Genomic DNA, 19,104 nt, shown 5'->3' with positions numbered 1-19,104 from the left:
AAATTGTTGTATATGTTGGTAGGATCGCTGTTTTTGAAGTTTTAGTTTTCAGTTCTTTTTATTTATGTAGTTATTGATTTTTACCAATTATTTTTTCATTTAGTGGGAGTTTTCAAGCTTGACAAATGTGGATTCATATGAATTTTGGGCTTTGCCGGTTTGTTGTAATGTTAAAGATTCTTTTATTGAAGATTTTAGTTTTGTAGATGAGCATTTAAGTTCAATTTTTAGTATCAGTTATAAAGATAATATAACTTTAAAGTTTAGAGATTTTGTTGATTCTAATGAATTTAATTTAAAGCTTTTTGACAATAAAGTGACTTTTGAAGGTCAAATTCCCTTAGTTTTGTATTCAGATAATTTGGATTATTTGTTAAAAGCAGAAAAAAGTGTTCTTTTTAATCTAAGAATTGATGATGGGAGCAATAATTACTCTTCTGGATTTGAAAATAAAGATGGATTTGAAAATAAAGAATCTGGAGCTTGTAATGTTTTGAATGCTTGTTATAAATTTGGTGATTACAATAGTTTTCCAGACGATTTTATTTTGGTTAAAATATTTTTTGATTCTGAAAATTTAATTATTGATGCTAATGTAGACAATATTTCTTTTTTGAAATTTTTTATTAGTGAAAATTTTGGTGTAAATAAAGACAAAATAAAAATTAATTCTCTTGATAATTACTGGTCTAGCTCTATTTTTCCCATTTCTTTTAATGCAATTTTGCAAGGCATTGTAATTTCAAAAAAAATTAATAAAAGAGTTAATGTTGTTTACTATAAGAGGCATTTTGGAATTTTAGATAATTTAAGTTTAACTTTTTCAGTTTCTAATTGTTTATTAGCAGATAACAAGCTTTCAAAGATTATTTTAGAAATTATAATAAATAGACCTTTAAATTTTTTGTATAAGTTTTATTTTAAATTTATTAATAAAATTTTTAAAAATTTGTTTTTTGATGGGTTTTTAGAAATTTTTTTTATTGAGAATAAAAATGATTTCATATTTTTTTATGATAATCTTTTGGCATTTGAAACCTCAGTTTATAATTTTATTTATTCTAATTTCTATAATCTTTCTTTGGCGGTGTCTTGTGAGCCAATAGGCTATTTGCTCACGCAGATTAAAGGTGACTATAGCAGTTTTTTTAAAATTTTTAAAAAATTAGATTTAAAGAATTCTTTAATAAAGAAATCTTCTGTTTTGAGTGTTAACAAGAATTATAGTATTTTTGATACCAGTCGCAGGGGAGTTGGTTTTGCTTATTTTAATTCAAACACTTATTTTTTAAGTGGGGAGCAATATGTCATTGCTCTCTTATATAAGGATGAATTAAATGTATTTTTGCCATACAGTATTATTGATAACAATTTAAGTAACTATTTGAAAAATAGTTTAGCTAAAACATTAGGCTTGGCTTATAGTAGCATAAATTTTTTAATAGATGAGAGTATATTAGATTTTGATAATTTTTATAGTCTTCTTTTTAAAGACCCTTATTTGATTGAAAAAGCAATTTTAACTATTAGAGATAATTTTTCTTCTTTGATAAGCACAGGCTTTATAAATGAATATCCGGTTCTTTTTAAAGAGAAAATAATCCCCGATTATGTTAATGATTGCATGCTTGGGTGTTCTGTTGAGCTTAAATTTGAATTTTACTCTCTTAGTGCTATTTTTAGCAATGTGAGCTTTTTTATAGAGCAAGGCAAATTTGCCAAGCTTAAGTTAAACAACAAAAGAATTCTTACAATATTTGGGTTAGCGGTTGATTACGTATTTTGTAGCGCTAATGTAAATTACGACGTTAAAGATTGTTTAAGCTTGGAGTTTATTGAAGATGGCGAATTTGTTTTTTCTTTTAGAAGTTTTTTTATAGTTTCTGTTTCTGCAATTCGAACCGCTTTGATTCAAATATTTGATTTTAATACAAGCAGTACGCCCCTTGATTTTGAAGAAATTTTAAATAGTTGGAGTGTAAAAATTGATATTAATTAATTTTAATCTAAATGGAGAGAGTATTTCAAAAAAGATTAGTCTTTCTTTGGCTACTAGAAGTCTTTTGGATTCTATTTTTTTTTCTAAGAGCAATGGTTTTGAGTACATTGTTAATAACAGATTTTTTTTAATTTTATTGGATTTTAAACTTGTTTATTCTAATTTAATTCCCGCTTTTATTTTAAATGGTCGCAGCGTAATTACCCTTGAAGGACTCAAGAAAAAAAGTTTTTATCAACACATGCAAAAAATTTTATTAGAAGACGATTTTAATTTTTGTGATAATTGTTTTGAATCCAATGTTTTACTGTTTTATTACTTCCTGGAAAACAAAATTGTAAGTAAATCAGATATTTTAAGCTATAGGAATTCATTAAAATGTAATTGTATGGATGTTAATACTTTTTTATCTCTTTACTTGAAAGCTGAAGAGTTGTATAGAAAAAATGGTTAATGTTAAGGTTTATTATCCTGAAAATTTCAATATACTATCTAATTTATTTAACAAAAATTTAAATAATTACATAATTTATAATGAGTTAGATTTTAAAAAAAATCTTAATTTATTTAACAGAGAAACGTCCATTGATAATTTTTTTCTTGTTGGCAATTTTGAGAAGTTTAATAAGGTATCTTTGAGGGGTAATTTTCTTGAAATGGGGCCGTGTGTTACTTACAACGAGATACTTAAGATTGGTAAGAAAAATATTCCAAGTTTGTTTTATGAGTTCATTTTAAAATTTAATGATAAAATCTATTTAAATAGCATTAATCTTGCAAATGGATTTTATTATAAAAATACTATTTTTGATATTTATCCTTTATTGCTAAGTCTTGATGCGCAAATTGAGTTTAAAAATGTTTTAACAAAAAAAACTTATGTTTTTAGTGCTTATAATTTGAATAGAGCAGAGTATATTGCAAATCGAAGTACTGTTCTTGTTACTAAATTTAAATTTCCAATGATGAATTTATGGAATAGAAGCTTTTATCATAAAGTGTTTTTCAATACATTGTCTTTTGACATTTTAGAAGAAACAGACGTTATCTTCATATGTATTCTTTTAAATATAAAAAGAGATGTTATAAATGATTTTTTGTTAAAAATATTTTATGACGATAAGGTGATTGCTATGAAGGATTTTCAGATTTTACTTTTAAATAAGTCTTTGCCGCTTTCATTTTCTGAGATAGAAAGTTCTCTTAAAATGTTGGATAAAAATATAAGAGAATCTAAAAATTTTGATGTAGGAGAAAAAAATTTAAAGCTAATAAAGAATTTTTATTTAGACGTATTAATGAATTTTTAATTTTTAATTAACCGAATAAGTTTAATTACTATCTTTATTATGTTATATTTCTTATGTAAAGGGAATATATAATTTATTTTATGTATTATAATGTAAAAAGTTAATCAAAAAAAAATAATATTTATAATGAGGGGTTTCTGTACTTATGGTAAAAAAAGAAGCAATTATTAAGGCTGTAAACGGTTTACATGTTAGACCTGCATCAACTTTTGTAAAAAAAGCCAAAGAATATTCTAGTGAGATAACAATAGAGTCTGATGGAAAGTCTGTTAGCGGAAAAAGTTTATTCAGGCTTCAGACTTTAGAATTGTCATCAGGTAAAAAGCTTTTGATATGTGCTGAGGGTGAGGATGAGGAGGTTGCTGCTTCAGAGCTTGCAGAGCTTATCGAATCTTTTAAGGAATGAATTTTAGAAGGATTTAAGTTATGACTTTATCGGGCAAAAGAATATCCAAAGGAATAGGCATTGGAGAAGTTCTTTGTATTAGAAAGAATTTTGATAAAATTGTAAGTAAAGAAAAAATCGACTTTTCTCAAGTTGATATTGAGATATCAAAATTCAATAAAGCTAAATCGAAAGCAATTGAAACACTCAAGGATCTTGAGCGAAAAGCGGTGCTTCAATTTGGAGATGATAAGAAAGGTATTTTTGAAGGTCAAGTGTTGATCGTTGAAGACGATGAGCTTTCTGAGCTTGTTATTGAGTTTATTACAAAAGAAAATTATAGCGCTGCTTATTCTGTTTATTTAGCGTTTGAAAATTTGGTTAAAAGTGTGGAAGAGTATAAAGATCCTTATTTAAAAGAAAGAGCGTCTGACTATAAGGACATTAGAAATAGATTGATTTCTATTATTTTAGGCCAAGTAACCGATTTTTCTGAGATTAATAAGGATATTATTCTTGTTACCGAGGAATTAACCCCATCTGATACCATGCAATTTGACTTAAATTATGTTAAAGGGTTTTTAACTGCAGTTGGAGGAGAAACTTCCCATGCTGCTATCTTGGCAAGAACAATGGAGCTTCCAGCGCTTGTTATTACCTTGCTAGATATTGATGCGTTAAATGATGGTGATAAAGTAGTTATTGATGCAATATCTTCTATTGTTATTAAAAATCCTTCTTCTGATGAGCTTAGTCTTTATGAAAGTAAGATTTTGCGTCAAGCAGAGATGGAGAAAGAGCTTTTTTCTTTAAAAGATAAAGATGCTGAAACAAAAGACGGAGTAAAGGTGTTTTTAAAGGCAAATATTGGAACACCTGTTGATATTGCCTATGTTAATAAATATGGCGTTGATGGAATAGGTCTTTTTAGAACAGAATTTTTATATATGAAATCTTTACAGCCTCCAACAGAAGATGAACAGTTTGAAACCTATAAGAGAGTTATAGATACAATGGAAAAAAAAGGGATTGTTACAATTCGTACTCTTGATGTTGGTGGGGATAAGGAAATTCCTTATCTTAATTTTAAGAAAGAGGAAAATCCCTTTTTAGGTTTTAGGGCGCTTAGGATGTATAAGGAATATGAAGAATTGATCCAAGCACAGTTTAATGCTATTCTTAGGGCCAGTTATTATGGGAAGATAAGAGTAATGGTGCCTATGCTTACCATATATGAGGAGATTGAAACGATTGAATATTTTGTGAATAATGCAAAGGTCAATTTGAAGTCCAGAGGTTTGCCTTTTGATGAAAATTTGGAAGTAGGCTGTATGATAGAAGTTCCTTCTGCGGCTTTAATTTCTTCAAAGCTTGCCAATAAATTGAATTTTTTTAGTATAGGGACTAACGATTTAACTCAGTATGTTTTAGCTGTTGATCGTGGTAATCAAAAAATATCAAATTTATATGATAAGTATAATCCCGCTGTGTTGAAATTAATCAAAAAGGTTCTTGATGATGGAGTTAGTTCTGGAATTGATGTTTCTGTTTGTGGTGAGCTTGGAGGAGATGATGCTGGAGCGCTACTTCTTGTAGGTCTTGGATTTAGATCTTTGAGCATGATTCCTAGTGCTACACTTAGAATTAAATATTTACTTAAGAAGTATACAATAGTGGAATTGGAAGAATTAGCAAATAAAGCTTTAAATAGTGATTCTGAACGAGAAACTTTAAGTTATTTTGATAAATTTATAGGAGATTAGTTATGGGGTTTTTAGATTTTTTTAAAAAAACCGCTACATTGGAGTTGATTGCTCCGATTAGTGGAAAAGTTATGTCAATTGATAAGGTTCCCGATGAAGCGTTTGCTGAAAAGATAGTTGGCGATGGAATTGCAATTCTTCCAACAAGTAATGAGCTATTAGCGCCTTGTGATGGCAAAATAGGTAAAATTTTTAAAACCAATCATGCCTTTAGCCTTGAGACTAAAGAGGGTGTTGAAATTTTTGTTCATTTTGGAATTAATACTCTTAATTTAAATGGTAAGGGTTTTACAAGAGTTGCTGAAGAAGGCGCCAATGTTAAGCAGGGCGAAGTCATTATTAGGCTTGATCTTGAATATTTAAAAGAGCATTCAGAATCCGTTATTACCCCAGTTGTTATTGCAAATTCTGATGAAGTTTCAAGCATAGAATATTCTTTTGGAAGGCTTGAAAATGAGACCGAATATATTTTGGCGTCGTCAACTATTTTGACTGAAGAAATTAGACATAAAATATCTCAAACAAAGCCTGTTACTGCGGGCAAAGATTTAGTTTTACGAGTTAAAAAATAAAAAAAGAGAGCTTTTAAGCTCTCTTTTTTTATTTTTTAACTATAGCAAATCTTTTTCTAGAAATTCGTTTATTATACTTATGAATTTTCCTGGATTTTTGCTAGGCATACCTGAAGTTAGCAAAGCTTCTTCAAAAAGGAGGATGCTTATTTTTTCTAATTTTTCAGGCTCTAGGCTTTTTAAATTTTTAATTATTTTATTATTGGGGTTTAATTCAAGTATTGGTTTAATCTCTTTTACTTCTTGCCCCATTGATAGCATTATTTTTTGCATTTGGTAAGTTGGATCATTGCTATCAACTATTATTGCTGAAGGCTCTTTTACCAATGTTGCAGAGAGATTTACTTCTTTTGTGTGGTCCTTAAGGATTTCTTTTACCTTTGTAAGTACATCTTTGAATTCTTCTTCAATTTTTTTGAAATTTTCATCTTTTAGTTCGTTGCTAGTTTCATTTTTGTTTATTGCTTTTAGTTTTAATCCTTCGTATTCTGGAATTAGATTTAAAATAGCCTCATCAAGTTCATCATCCATGATTAGGATTTCAAATCCTTTTTCTTTGTAAGCGCTTACTATTGGATTTTCTTTTAATATGTTTTCTTTACCCCCTGTTATATAGTAAATGCTTTTTTGATTTTCATTCATTCTTTCTTTGTACTCTTTGAAAGAGACAAAGCCATCTGCATTTGAAGATTTGAATCTTATTAATGATATAAGTTTTTCTCTGTTTTCAAAGTCCGAATAAACACCTTCTTTAATACATCTTCCAAATTCCTTAGAAAACTCTGAAAATTTTTCAGGATTTTTTTTGCTTAGCTTTTCAAGCTCGCTTAGTATTTTTTTTACGGAAGATGATTTTATTTTAGATAAAATTTTATTTTGCTGTAAAATCTCTCTACTTACATTGAGCGGCAAATCTTGGCAGTCTATAATTCCTTTTATAAATCTTAGATAGTTTGGAAGCAAACTGCCTTCAGAATCTGTAATAAAGATTCTATTTATAAATAGCTTTACTCCGGGTTTAGTGTTTGGATAATATAAATCATAAGGAGCTTTGCTTGGAATATAAAATAAATTGGTATATTCTAAATTGCCTTCAGCTTTTGTATGAATATGTAGTAATGGATTTTCATAATCAAAGGTTGTATTTTTATAAAATTCGTTGTATTCTTCTGTCTTAATTTCGCTTTTATTTTTTGTCCAAAGAGCAGTGGTTTCGTTTAATTTTTCTTCTTTTTCTTCTATTCCTTCTTGCTTTCCATCCTTCATTATAGGTTCGCTGTATTTTATATAAATGGGATAATTTATATGATTTGAATATTTTTTGATAATTTCTTGAATTTTCCATTTATTAGCATATTCAAGTCCTTCTTTGTTAAGATAAAGCTTTATTTCTGTACCCCAATCTTCTTTTTGTGCTTTTTCTATTTCGTATCCTGTTTTACCATCGCTAGACCAAATATAAGCCTCGTTTTCCAGTGCTTTTTTTGATGTAACTTCTACTTTTTCTGATACTATGAATGCGCTGTAAAATCCAACTCCAAATTGGCCAATTAGACTTGCAGATTTTTTTTCGTCTTGTTTTAAATTGTTAATAAATTCTTTAGTTCCCGATTTTGCAATTACGCCAAGATGATTAGTTAAATCTTGTTCATTCATTCCGATTCCATTATCTTTAATCAGGATGCTTTTATCGTCAAATGTTATTTCTATTTTAGGGTCTAGAGCAATGTTTTTGAATTTTTCATTTGTCAAGCTTAAAAACTTGAGTTTATCAATCGCGTCAGATGCATTTGATATCAATTCTCTTAAAAATATTTCTTTATGTGAGTAAAGAGAGTGTATGATTAAATAAAGTAAATCATTCACTTCTGTATCAAATTGTTTTTTCATACAAATTTTCCTTTTCATTCCTTTTCAATTTAATCTTTACTTTTTTTATAATATAACATAATCTAAAATAATAAATAAAGCAATTTATTTAGAATAGAAAATTAGAATCGAGGAGAATGCAATGGATGTAGGAATTTATGGTCTTGGTGTTATGGGGGGCAATTTAGCTCTAAATATTGCTGATAATGGTTTTAATGTTTCTGTTTACAATAGAGATAATGAAAAAACTGAAATTTTTGTTAAACAAAATTCTCATAAAAAGATAAATGGCTTTAAGGATATTGAATCTTTTGTTAAAAGCTTGAAAAGCCCAAAAAAAATCATTTTAATGGTGGCAAGTTCAGCTGTAGAAAAAGTTGTTGAGCAAATTTTACCCTTTTTAAATAAGTCGGACATAATTGTTGACGGTGGAAACTCTCATTATAAGAGTACGATGAAATTGGAAAAGGAATTGTTTGCTAAGGATATTTATTTTGTAGGACTTGGAATTTCTGGAGGAGAAAGAGGAGCAAGATTTGGTCCTGCGCTAATGTATGGAGGAAGTAAATCAGCTTATGAAATTCTTGAACCTATGTTGAATAAAATTGCGGCTAAAACCAAAAATAATGATATTTGTTCGACTTATATTGGAGAGAATGGTTCTGGGCATTATGTTAAAATGGTACATAATGGGGTGGAATACGCTGATATGCAACTTATCAGTGAGGTTTATTTTTTCATGAAAAAAGCTTTCAATTTAGACAATTCAAAAATTTCTGAAGTTTTTGAAAAGTGGAATGAAAGCGATCTTTCAGGTTATTTGCTAGAAATAACTTCTAAAATTCTTAAATATAAAGAAAATAATGAATATTTGGTTGATAAGATTTTAGATGTTGCAAATCAAAAAGGTACTGGTGTTTGGACATCCATTGATGCTCTAGAATTTGGTATGCCCGTGAATTTAATTATTGAATCTGTTTTTTCAAGATTTATGTCGGGGTTAAAACACGAAAGGATTATTGCTAGCGATTTGCTTAAGATGGATACCGTTTCTTTTGAGTTTGAACTTAGTGATTGGATTTTGGATCTTTATTATGCTCTTTTAGTTTCAAAAATAGTAGCTTATGCTCAAGGTTTTATGATGCTTAAGATCGCATCTGTGAATTATGGTTGGGATTTAAATTTGGGTAAAATTTCTTTAGTTTGGAGAGAGGGTTGTATTATTCGCAGCAGTTTTTTAGATAAAATTAAATTAGCTTATGATAAAAATCCCCATCTTATTAATTTGCTTTTTGATGATTATTTCTTAGATTTATTAAAAAATAATCACAGATCTTTGAGAAGAATAATTTCAAAAGCCAGTGAAATTGGAATTCCAATGCCGGCGTTTTATGCCAGTCTTTCTTTTTTAGATTCTTATTCCACTAATTATTTGCCTTCTAACCTAATTCAAGCACAAAGAGACTTTTTTGGTGCCCACTCTTTTGAAAGATTAGACTCAAAACGAGGTGAATTTTTTCATAGTGCTTGGCAATAAATTTAATGGTCATTGTGTTGATTAAATATAGTACTTAGCAAATATTCCTGCAGCAAAGTTTGATTTTATGCCTGAGTAAGTTCTGTGTTGTGCAAGAGATCTTGTATTTGAGATGAATTCTATTGAGGGTGCTATTTTTATACCTATTTCTAAATTTTCTGTAATGTCGTAAAAAATAACCAATGGAATTCTCATTCCAAAGCCCAATTCTATATTTATTAATTTAGATGTGTGAGATGATAAGCTTAGATTTCCCCCTATTCCAACTCCTAAATTTAAATTTTTTATCAAAGATATTGTAAAAATAAAATCAAGTGCTGCTATTAGTAATAAATTAAAATCATAAAATTTTGATTCAAGCTTCAGTCCCGATAAATTTATTCCATTACTACCACCATAGCCTATTTCAAAGTCAATAAAAGGAAATGACATTATTAAGTTAATAATTGGATTTCCAATGCCTGCTCCAAAGCCAATGCCTCTAGTTAAATATGAGTCTTTTGCGAAACTATTTGTAGATATATTTGTAATCATGATGAATAATATGAAGGTTTTTTTCACTATTGTCTCCCAAATTTTGTCTTATTATTATAATATTTTATCTTTGAATTTTAAAACTACGAAAAAGGTTTTTGATTATTTAAGTTTCATGCTTAATCTTTTTAGAGTGAACTAACCTTAAACAATTATTCTTTTTTAAAAAAAGAATAATTGTTTAAGTAAACCAGAATCTTAGCCCTAATCCCGCAAATATTTCCCATCCAAGTCCAACGCCACCGTTCCAAATATTCATTCCAAGCCCCGGTGCTATTCGTAAGAATATGTCGAATTTTTTTCTAAATACGGCAAGATTTAAAGCCAAAGGCAGTCTTGCTCCAATGCTTACTAATCCGGAGCCCGATTGACCGCTACCAAATCTTGAAAACCATATTGTTCCATACCCCCCAGCTCCAACTGAAAAATCCAAAATATTAGCAGCTCCTGGGAATGTATGTATGTAGAAAATATAGTCCAATGCTATAAACAGGGTTTTCCAATCTGAAAATAAATTATGTACTCCGCTGTAAAGACCAATGTCAAGATCAAAGTTACCCATATTAATTTGTAAGGCAATCGGTAGTGGCAGTATGATTCCTGCTCCAAATTTACCCCTTGCAGATTCTTTTGAATTGGTAAATCCCGAGATTGGGGCTAGTAAAATAATAATTAACATAATAATTTTTTTTCTCATTATTTTGTTATCTCCTAAGTTTAAAACTTACCTTTTAAAATGAATTTTAGTTCAAAAATTTCTTTTATCTAAAAAGTAAAAACTATATCTTAAAAGAACCTTTTATTCCGATAGAGAAGTTGCCCTTTATTGGGAACATTAAATTTCCGTTAGGTAATTGACCAATAAAAATCGACGGCGTTGTTTTTATTATAATTTCAATAACATCATAATAAGCTTCATATATTATTCCTATGGGCAAACCTACCCCGATTTTATAGGTAATTCCAGTAAAAAAATTTTTTGAATTTGGGTTTATGATTTTGCCTATTTCAAAAAATAGGCCGGATCCTAAGAAAAAGATAAAATTCGAATTTTTAATTCTTAAATTTAAAAACATATAGTCAAAGTATGTTTTAAATAGCAATATTATTGGTGATTTTGGAAGAAATTCTGAGACACTCAGTATTGTTACTCCCATTCCAATATCAAAGTTATTAATGCTGAATTCTATTGCAGTAGGGTAAGGCAGAATAAGGCCAAATTTTATTTTAGTTTTTGGTTTTAGACTATCTTCTTTTAGCCCAGTTGTATTGTTTTTAGATTTTTCATTTGTGAAAATATCCTCAATATTGAAAAATAATACAATTATTATTAATAATCTGATTAGTTTGTTTTTTCTTTGCATTGTTAACTTTTTTCTGCTTGGTGTATTAATATAAATTAAACTTCGACTTTATATTTAAATTATAAGATAGAATTCTGCTAAAATTATGTCTTTTTTGTTTATTAGAAATTAAATTTTATTAATTTCTAATTTGTATTTATAAATATATGAGGTAATATTAATCTTGATATTAATATTTTTATTTGCTATTTAAATTGCATTTAAAGGGGTGTTTATGGGAATGGATTCAGATATGCAAAATTCCTTAAGTCAGTATCTTTTATTTAGTTTGGACGAACTTTATGCTATTGAGATTAAGTATGTTGTTGAGGTTTTGGAATATACTAAGATATCAAAAATCCCAAGGACTCCCAGTTACATGGCAGGAATAATAAATAATAGGGGTAAAATTGTTCCAATAATTGATATTCGAAAACAATTCGGAATGAGCGATCGCTTTGTTGACGAGGATGATAAAAAAAAGAATAAGGGAGTTAATGTTTCAAATATTATTATATTAACTTTAGTTCATGAGGGAGATGAGTTTAATCTTGGAATTTTAGTAGATTATGTCAATGAAGTTCTTGAATTAGATCCATTTAGTATTGATGATGCTCCTAAGATTGGGTCAGGGTTTAATTCAAAATTTATTTCAGGAATTGGTAAGAGTAATAATAAATTTATTATTATCTTAGATGTAGAAAATTTATTTGACGTTAGAGAGCTTTCTAAATTTAGAAATACAACAATATATGACCCTGAATATCAGCAGCAATAGGAGTTTAAGCTATGATTTATAAGCCGGAAGGGGAGCTTGTAGTAAATAGTATTTTTAAGGTAAAAGAAGATTTGTTGCATATTTTTAAAGAAATGAAAGAAGGAGATACTCTTACTATTGATCTTTCAAATGTTGAAAAAATAGATATCACTTTTATACAAATTTTGTATGCTTCTAATAAATATGCTAAGAATAGAAATTTATTTGTAAAGATTGAGTATCCATCCGACGAGGTTTTAAGTTCATTAATATATGGGGGTTTTTTGATAGACATTGAAGATGTTGATAGTTTCGATTTGGGACTTAATTTAGTCGGATTTTAGATTTAAGGAAAGCTTATGGATAGTAGTGATGTGATTGATAAATTTAAGAATTCCTTTAAGGAAGAATCAATAGAGAATATTTCGGATATTGAACAAGCACTTCTTAATCTTGAGGCAAGCTCGGATCAAGATGTTATTAATTCTATTTTTAGAAATTTACATACTATAAAGGGAAGTTCTGGCATGTTTGGCTTTAATTTTACAGCATCTCTTGTTCATGAAATAGAAACAGTTCTTGATGTTGTAAAAGATGGTAGGGCTATTTTTAATCAAGCCGCTATTGATGCTACTTTAATGTCTGTGGATTTTATTAGGGAGCTTATTGAGGGTGATGAGGTAATTTCTGAAGATGACTTTAATAGGCGCAAGCAGTTTTTAGTAAATGAAATTAGAAATGTTCTTGAAGCTTCTAATGTTAAGGGTGCTTTTCAAGAAACTTTAGAAAATAATTTTTCAGGGTCTAACAACAGTCCTGTTTTAGAAGAGTTTGCTAAAGTAGATTCAGATAATAAAGTAGATTCAGACAATAAGTTTGATGATGAGGCTTTGCGATCTGAATTTAAGAGTTACAAAATTCTTTTTTCTCCTGCTAAGGGTATTTTATTTCATGGGCACAAACCTATAAATTTGTTGAACAAGTTGCTTGATTTGGGCAGTGGTTATGTTAGAGCTAAGGTAGATAATATTCCTGATTTAGAGCTTATTTCTCCTGATAATGTTTATGTTGATTGGGAGATAAGATTGGATACAGAAGAGAGTAAAGAGGGTATTGAGGATATTTTTATATTTTTGGATTCTCAATCAAAAATAGATATTCAAGAGCTGGATAAATGCTTTGAAGCAGATAAAGGCGATAATGTTGAGCTTAAAAATTTTAATTTATTAAGCTTGAATAGAAACGCTAAAGATTCTGTAAATTCTTCATTTAAAAAATCGGAATTTGTTGGGAAATCCTTTATTACTGGAGATAAAAATAAATCCAATGTCCAAGATGATACTGCTAGAAGCAAAGTTAATATTGCTAGTATTAAGGTAGACTCTAAAAAGCTTGACCATTTGGTAAATCTTGTTGGGGAGCTTGTTACAATACAATCGAAACTTTCAAAAGAGGCTGAAAATAAGAATAGTAATGTTTTAAATTCAATATCAGCAGAATTCTCTTTACTTATTAATGAACTTAGAGATTATACAACAGGTCTTAGAACAGTTCCTATTGAGATTTTGTTTGTAAAATTTCAAAGGATAGTAAAAGATTTATCCGCTAGTCTTGGTAAGTCAATTCTTTATCATGCTTCTGGAGGCGATACTGTTCTTGATAAAAGTATTATTGAAAAGCTTAATGAACCTTTGGTTCATTTAATTCGCAATTCAATAGATCATGGAATTGAATCGTCTGAAGAAAGAGAAAGGTTGGGAAAGGATCCCAAAGGTATTATTAAGCTGTCAGCTTGTCAAGCTGGAGATTCTGTGATTGTTGTTATTGAGGATGATGGAAGAGGGCTTGATAAGAATAAAATACTTGAAAAGGCCATAGAGCGCAATATAATTTCTGACGCAGTTGCTAAAAGCTTATCAGATATTGATGTTTATAATTTAATTTTTGAACCTGGATTCTCAACTGCAAGTTCTGTCACCGATATGTCAGGTCGTGGAGTTGGCATGGATGTTGTTAAGAAGCAGGTTGAATCCTTAAGGGGACATGTTGTACTTGAAAGCGAACTTGGCAAATATACTAGAACTAAATTAATTTTTCCATTGACCTTGGCTATTATTGAGGGCTGGCTTGTTAGAGTAAAAGATGAGTATTTTATTATTCCTCTATCTAATGTTGAGTCTTGTTTAGAATCCAATAAGTTAATTTCTCAAATAGATGGGGTTGAAACTAAAGGCAATGTAATGAATTATAGGGGTAGTATGATTAGTTATATTCGTCTTAGAGAGTTTTTTAAGGTTTCTAACAAGAAGAGCTTGAGTGAGCAAGTTGTTGTTGTCAACACAAATAGTGGAAAAATGGGCATTGTGGTTGACGAGGTTTTGGGCCAACATCAAACTGTTATAAAAGCTTTGGGTAAGATTTATTCTAGAGTGGAAGGGGTCTCTGGAGCTACTATACTTGGTGATGGAAGTTTGGCTTTAGTTGTTGATATAGATGCAATAACTAAGCTTATAAGATAAAAAATCTAAAAAGCAGATTTTTGGTTTTAAAGGTTAAAAATATTAAAATATAATAATGAAGATATTAGTAATTGATATTCAAGGTCTTATAAAGCAGGTTTTTGTTAGGGCTTTTTCTAAAGATAATGATGTTGAGATATTAAATGCTGGTTTTAATTCTTTGAATCTTATTAATGTATTTTTACAAAAGTTTCCAGATTTAGTTATTATTGATGAGAATACGGCAAAGTCTAATTTTGGAAGTTCTTTGAACAATGTTCTTAATAATATATCGCTTCCGGTTGTATTTATTGCACAAAATGAAATGTTTCCAAATTTTGGATTTCTTGAGCAAAGTAAAGAAAAGGTTAAATTAATAATAAATAAGCTTAATTTCAAACTTACAGTTGATTTATTTCGTAGCAATTATTTAGCTTTAATAAAGTTGGAGTTAAAAAATTTAGGTAAAAATAAATTAATATCTTCTTATGAAGTTAAAAGGATTCATGCACCTGATTTTTCTAATCATTCTAAAGTGGGGTTGTTGAGAGGGAATGCTTTAGATGATTCGAGCATAAGAAAAAGCTATAGAGTTACTGATGTTATTAATTTTGCTCCCAAAAATGATCCAGATGTTATTATTAAATATCAGGGTCTTCTTAATAAACACAAAACTGGCAAAATTATTGTTGTAGGCTCTTCAACAGGTGGTACAGAGGCGTTAAGAATTTTTTTAAGTTCTTTTAAAAAAGATTCTCCCCCAATTATTATTGTTCAACATATGCCGGGAGGATTTACAAGATCTTTTGCAAAAAACTTAAACAATGAGTTTAATATTGATATTAAAGAGGCCGAAGATGGAGACATTCTTCGGCCAGGCCTTGTAATAATTGCTAATGGAAGTTATCATTTGATTGTAAAATATGGTGGTGGAAATTATTTTGTAAACTTATTAGATGGACCTCTTGTTAGTAGACATAAGCCTTCTGTAAATGTGCTTTTTAGATCTGCTGCAATGTATGCGGGCGCTAATGCTATTGGCGTTATCCTTACTGGTATGGGAGATGATGGTGCTATTTGTATGCTTGAAATGAAAAAAAATGGGGCTTATACTATTGCTCAGAATCAAGAAACTTCTGTTGTTTTCGGTATGCCCATGGAAGCTATAAAAATAGGAGCTGTAGATAAAATCCTTCCTTTAAATAAAATAGCAGATCATATTCTGAGGAGATCTTAGCAATGGGTAATGATAATAATGATTTTTTTGTCAATGATTATTTGGCGACCTTATTTTATAAACTTGAAGTTTTTGATGAGAGTGCAAGGCATATTTATTCAAATTTGAGCAAATCAATTCCTAAATTAATAGAAAAAATTTCTAAAGATTCCAAGGATTTATCTTTTAGTATTGATTTAATTTCTAATCTCGATCTTGATAATGATACTTCTTTGAATAATTTCATAGCTAAGATTATAGGAGCATTGGATGATTTTGTTGCTTACTTTAATTCTTCAACAACTTCTCTTGAATCTCAGTTTAGTATAATACGGAGTAAGGTTAAGGATATAGAAATTCTTGAAGATGTGATTGAAAGAATGAAAAAAAGCTCTCTTGATATGGAAATAATGTCTATTAATACGTTAACAGTTGCTATGAGAGCTGGTAAGGCTGGGGGAGCTTTTTCTTATATTACTAGTGAAATTAAGGTTTTAACCCAATCTATGATTAAACAGGCAGATCAACTTACTAGCAAGGGTCGTGAAGTTAAAATTGGTCTAGATAGGGCTAAAAATCAAGTATATGAAAGCAATACGGCTGAAAATAAAATTCTTGAAGAATTTAGAGATAATTTAATGAAAAAAATTGATGCCTTTTCAGATGGAATAGGAAGCGTTATTGCTCTTTACGATGATATTTTAAAAGTTTTATTCGAATTTAAGTTTAAACTTGTAAATTCTATTTCTTATCTTCAGTTCCAAGACAGGCTAACTCAGTCTTTGCAACATTTAAATATTATGTATTCTAATATTGATGTTTTTAAATTTAGGGATATAAGCGAGATTCAAAAATTAAAAATTTTATCAATTTTTACTGATACGTCAAAAGTTATAGTAAGGGATGTTCTTGAAAAGCTTGAAAAAAATTATACTATTTTTGAAAAATTTATTGATGCTTCTCTTAGTTCTATTCAAACTATTAACGATTTAAGATCTGATAATTCTTTATACATAGATATTCCCAAAATAATAGAACAATTTTCTAACATTTTGTCTGATCTGCTTAGAAGAATTGATGATGTTGAGAAGAATAATTCTAATTTTTTAAATTTATATTATGAACAGGTTAAGCTTATAAAATCATTAGAGTTAATGTTTTCAAATATTTCAGCTATTTCTGCTAGATTCCAAAATATTAATATCGCATCGAAAATAGAAGTTGTAAAAAGATCGGAACTTAAGGCTATGGAAGGTAATATTTCGGAAATGTCAAAAATTATCAAAGAGATTGATTCTAATATTACCAAGGGAATAGAATTTTTAGATCAAATAATCTTTTTTCTTGAAAAAGTTGTTAAGGATTATGACAATAGATTTTATCTTGAAAGAAATTATTTTAATAAATTTAAGAAATTGTTTATGGAAATTAAAAATGATATTCTTGATATTAAAAGCATAGCTATTGATAATATTTTATCTTATGAGGTCTTTTCGATTGAGTTTATGGAAATATTTGAAGAAATGAAATTAGAAGTTTACAATGTTAGGAATTTAAAAAATTCTCTTTTAGATATAGACAATTTTTTAAGCAATATGGAAAGTAAAATAAATTTTAATCTTAATTTGGAATTATCTAAAGCCGGGATTCAATCTGTTGAAATTGAAGATAAAGAATTTGTTAATAGAATTGCTAATCGATTTACTTTATTTGTCCACAAAAAGCACTTATTATCTTTGATAGAAGAAGCTAAGGATGTTCATTCCTTTGATGAGGGTAGTGTAATTTTATTTTAATTTTTATATACTTTTTAGGAGGGTTTTAGGAGAAAATTAGATGAAAAAAAGAATATTGGTAATTGATGATAATAGGGCAATAAGGCAAAGCGTTGCTTATATTTTAGAGCAAAACGGGTTTGGGGTTTCAGAAGCAAAGGATGGTTTAGAAGGGGTTTTAAAGTTTAAAGAAGCAGTTGGTCAAGGAGACAAAGATTTTGATCTTGTTATTACAGATATCAATATGCCTAATTTAGACGGCATTGGTGTTATTAAGCAGATAAGAGAATTTGGCAGCTTTGTCCCTATACTAGTTCTTACCACTGAATCTGAGCAATCTAAGGTTGATGAGGGCCGTAAAGCTGGTGCTACTGGTTGGCTTGTTAAGCCTTTTAATCCTGAAGCTTTAATGAAAACAATTTCAAAGATATTTTAAGATTTTATTTGCAATTAATTTTTAGCTTTTAAAGCTTTATTATAAATATTTACGAAATTTAATTTTATTTAACTTAAGCTGCTGCTAGGCAGTAATAGCTAGTAATTCTGAGGCTTCTATAAAATAATTAGAATACCGGTAGTCGGAGTCGAACCGACACGAAGTTGCCTTCATCAGATTTTGAGTCTGACGCGTCTACCAATTCCGCCATACCGGCATTAATTTTTATTTTACTATAACAGTACCAAAAAAATCATTATTTTTATTGAAAACTTTTTCTAAATTTTCAATATTATTTCCATTTACTATGTAAAGGGTAAGTCCAAGTTTTGAGGAGAGTTTTGTTGCTATTGGATCAAAAGGCAAATTTAAGCCTGGGTTCCACTTTTGACCCACAATGTTTTGTAATTGCTTCCAATTTAATTTTTCAAAGGCCGTTGCGTTTTTAAATTTTTTCGGATCTTTATCATAAACTTGATTTACGTTTGTTATATTTATAATATCTTTTTTATTAAATTTTTCTGCGAATTTTACAGCAATGTAATCTGTTGAAAATCCCGATTTCCAGCCTGAAGCAATTAGTATTTTCCCTTTAAAGGAAAAATTTTTTAAAGGATTGGTGACAATTTTATCTTTACAATGGAGATTCATTACTTTAGACATAAATTCTGCGTTCAACTTTGTTGACATTATCCCGATCTCATCAAGCTCATTAACTTTAAAATCAGGATTGATTTTTCTATAGGCTTCTTGGTATTCCCTTGCAACTTTTCCCCCGCCAATTATTAAAATGATTTTTCTTTTTTCATTTTCTAATAACCATTTAAAAACAAAGTTTTTAAAATTTTTAATGAATTCTATGTTGATTTGATTTGAATTTATTACTCCTCCCCCAAGACTTATTATTTTAAGCATTCAAGCTCCTTATTTAGGTTAATGTTTTTTAAATTTTTTACTTTTAATAATATAGCAATTTCTGCTAAACTTTTCATTAAAAATCAGTTTAAAACAATACAAACTTGTTAATTATATATTACAATTTAATTGTTATGCAAAAAATTAAAAGAATTTGTTGTTAAGTGTTTTAGCTATGGTTTTACTTAGCAGTTT

18 protein-coding genes and 1 tRNA gene are annotated in these 19,104 nt (G+C 28.8%); 13 read left to right on the top strand and 6 right to left on the bottom strand.

Translation table 11 applies throughout. The features are described 5' to 3' along the window. The first annotated feature begins 118 nt into the window (after positions 1-118). From QIA41_RS01510 to crr, 6 genes are all read left to right on the top strand, one after another. Positions 119-1,999, top strand: a complete 1,881-nt coding sequence (locus QIA41_RS01510; protein ID WP_320292293.1) for a hypothetical protein — start codon at positions 119-121, stop codon at positions 1,997-1,999. After that, the gene (locus tag QIA41_RS01505) at positions 1,986-2,453 is read left to right on the top strand and encodes a hypothetical protein (protein WP_320292292.1); all 468 of its coding nucleotides are present in this window, start codon (positions 1,986-1,988) and stop codon (positions 2,451-2,453) included. The genes QIA41_RS01510 and QIA41_RS01505 overlap by 14 nt, the downstream gene beginning before the upstream one ends. Next, the gene (locus QIA41_RS01500; protein WP_320292291.1) at positions 2,446-3,309 is read left to right on the top strand and encodes a xanthine dehydrogenase family protein subunit M; all 864 of its coding nucleotides are present in this window, start codon (positions 2,446-2,448) and stop codon (positions 3,307-3,309) included. The genes QIA41_RS01505 and QIA41_RS01500 overlap by 8 nt, the downstream gene beginning before the upstream one ends. Positions 3,310-3,454: 145 nt before the next feature. Continuing rightward, the gene (locus QIA41_RS01495; RefSeq protein ID WP_320292290.1) at positions 3,455-3,715 is read left to right on the top strand and encodes an HPr family phosphocarrier protein; all 261 of its coding nucleotides are present in this window, start codon (positions 3,455-3,457) and stop codon (positions 3,713-3,715) included. 20 nt (positions 3,716-3,735) lie between these two features. Next, entirely contained in the window at positions 3,736-5,457 is a 1,722-nt protein-coding gene (gene ptsP / locus QIA41_RS01490; protein WP_320292289.1) for a phosphoenolpyruvate--protein phosphotransferase, read from the top strand. A 2-nt stretch (positions 5,458-5,459) separates the two neighbouring features. After that, complete coding sequence (gene crr, locus QIA41_RS01485) at positions 5,460-6,029, top strand: PTS glucose transporter subunit IIA (RefSeq protein WP_320292288.1); 570 nt, start codon at positions 5,460-5,462, stop codon at positions 6,027-6,029. Between the two features lie 39 nt (positions 6,030-6,068). Here crr and htpG read toward each other — a convergent pair whose 3' ends face one another. Further along, positions 6,069-7,919 (bottom strand): molecular chaperone HtpG, encoded by a 1,851-nt coding sequence (gene htpG, locus QIA41_RS01480; RefSeq protein ID WP_320292287.1) that lies wholly within the window; start codon positions 7,917-7,919, stop codon positions 6,069-6,071. Between the two features lie 121 nt (positions 7,920-8,040). On the opposite strand from htpG, the gene gnd reads away from it, so the two are divergent. Then, positions 8,041-9,435, top strand: coding sequence for a decarboxylating NADP(+)-dependent phosphogluconate dehydrogenase (gene gnd, locus QIA41_RS01475; RefSeq protein WP_320292286.1), 1,395 nt, complete (start codon positions 8,041-8,043; stop codon positions 9,433-9,435). Between the two features lie 21 nt (positions 9,436-9,456). On the opposite strand, the gene QIA41_RS01470 is transcribed toward gnd, so the two are convergent. The 3 genes from QIA41_RS01470 to QIA41_RS01460 all read right to left on the bottom strand — a co-directional run bounded on the left by QIA41_RS01470 (position 9,457) and on the right by QIA41_RS01460 (position 11,333). After that, positions 9,457-9,996 carry a DUF3996 domain-containing protein gene (locus tag QIA41_RS01470; protein WP_320292285.1) on the bottom strand — a complete coding sequence of 180 codons (540 nt, stop codon included), beginning with the start codon at positions 9,994-9,996 and terminating at the stop codon, positions 9,457-9,459. A gap of 154 nt (positions 9,997-10,150) precedes the next feature. Beyond that, entirely contained in the window at positions 10,151-10,666 is a 516-nt protein-coding gene (locus QIA41_RS01465) for a DUF3996 domain-containing protein (RefSeq protein ID WP_320292284.1), read from the bottom strand. An 82-nt stretch (positions 10,667-10,748) separates the two neighbouring features. Then, positions 10,749-11,333 carry a BAPKO_0422 family outer member beta-barrel protein gene (locus QIA41_RS01460; protein WP_320292283.1) on the bottom strand — a complete coding sequence of 195 codons (585 nt, stop codon included), beginning with the start codon at positions 11,331-11,333 and terminating at the stop codon, positions 10,749-10,751. Between the two features lie 214 nt (positions 11,334-11,547). On the opposite strand from QIA41_RS01460, the gene QIA41_RS01455 reads away from it, so the two are divergent. Genes QIA41_RS01455 through QIA41_RS01430 form a run of 6 tightly spaced genes read left to right on the top strand, consistent with a single transcriptional unit; the run spans position 11,548 to position 17,994 of the window. Beyond that, positions 11,548-12,090, top strand: coding sequence for a chemotaxis protein CheW (locus QIA41_RS01455; RefSeq protein WP_320292282.1), 543 nt, complete (start codon positions 11,548-11,550; stop codon positions 12,088-12,090). Positions 12,091-12,101: 11 nt separating this feature from the next. Beyond that, complete coding sequence (locus QIA41_RS01450) at positions 12,102-12,413, top strand: STAS domain-containing protein (RefSeq protein WP_320292281.1); 312 nt, start codon at positions 12,102-12,104, stop codon at positions 12,411-12,413. 15 nt (positions 12,414-12,428) lie between these two features. Further along, positions 12,429-14,588, top strand: a complete 2,160-nt coding sequence (locus QIA41_RS01445; protein WP_320292280.1) for a chemotaxis protein CheA — start codon at positions 12,429-12,431, stop codon at positions 14,586-14,588. A 55-nt stretch (positions 14,589-14,643) separates the two neighbouring features. Next, positions 14,644-15,804 carry a CheB methylesterase domain-containing protein gene (locus tag QIA41_RS01440; protein ID WP_320292279.1) on the top strand — a complete coding sequence of 387 codons (1,161 nt, stop codon included), beginning with the start codon at positions 14,644-14,646 and terminating at the stop codon, positions 15,802-15,804. Between the two features lie 2 nt (positions 15,805-15,806). Next, positions 15,807-17,579 carry a BB0569 family chemotaxis protein gene (locus QIA41_RS01435; protein ID WP_320292278.1) on the top strand — a complete coding sequence of 591 codons (1,773 nt, stop codon included), beginning with the start codon at positions 15,807-15,809 and terminating at the stop codon, positions 17,577-17,579. A 40-nt stretch (positions 17,580-17,619) separates the two neighbouring features. After that, complete coding sequence (locus QIA41_RS01430; RefSeq protein ID WP_002557158.1) at positions 17,620-17,994, top strand: response regulator; 375 nt, start codon at positions 17,620-17,622, stop codon at positions 17,992-17,994. Between the two features lie 133 nt (positions 17,995-18,127). On the opposite strand, the gene QIA41_RS01425 is transcribed toward QIA41_RS01430, so the two are convergent. Together QIA41_RS01425 and pyrH are read right to left on the bottom strand one after the other, a co-directional pair. Continuing rightward, a tRNA-Leu gene (locus QIA41_RS01425) sits at positions 18,128-18,211 on the bottom strand. An 8-nt stretch (positions 18,212-18,219) separates the two neighbouring features. Beyond that, positions 18,220-18,909 (bottom strand): UMP kinase, encoded by a 690-nt coding sequence (pyrH, locus tag QIA41_RS01420; RefSeq protein WP_320292277.1) that lies wholly within the window; start codon positions 18,907-18,909, stop codon positions 18,220-18,222. Positions 18,910-19,104 lie beyond the last annotated feature (195 nt).

It is taken from the genome of Borreliella sinica, assembly GCF_033969665.2.
In the GTDB taxonomy this organism is placed as follows: Bacteria; Spirochaetota; Spirochaetia; order Borreliales; family Borreliaceae; genus Borreliella; species Borreliella sinica.
Note: the sequence above shows the minus strand (reverse complement) of the source record. Positions and strands in the feature narration are given on the sequence as shown.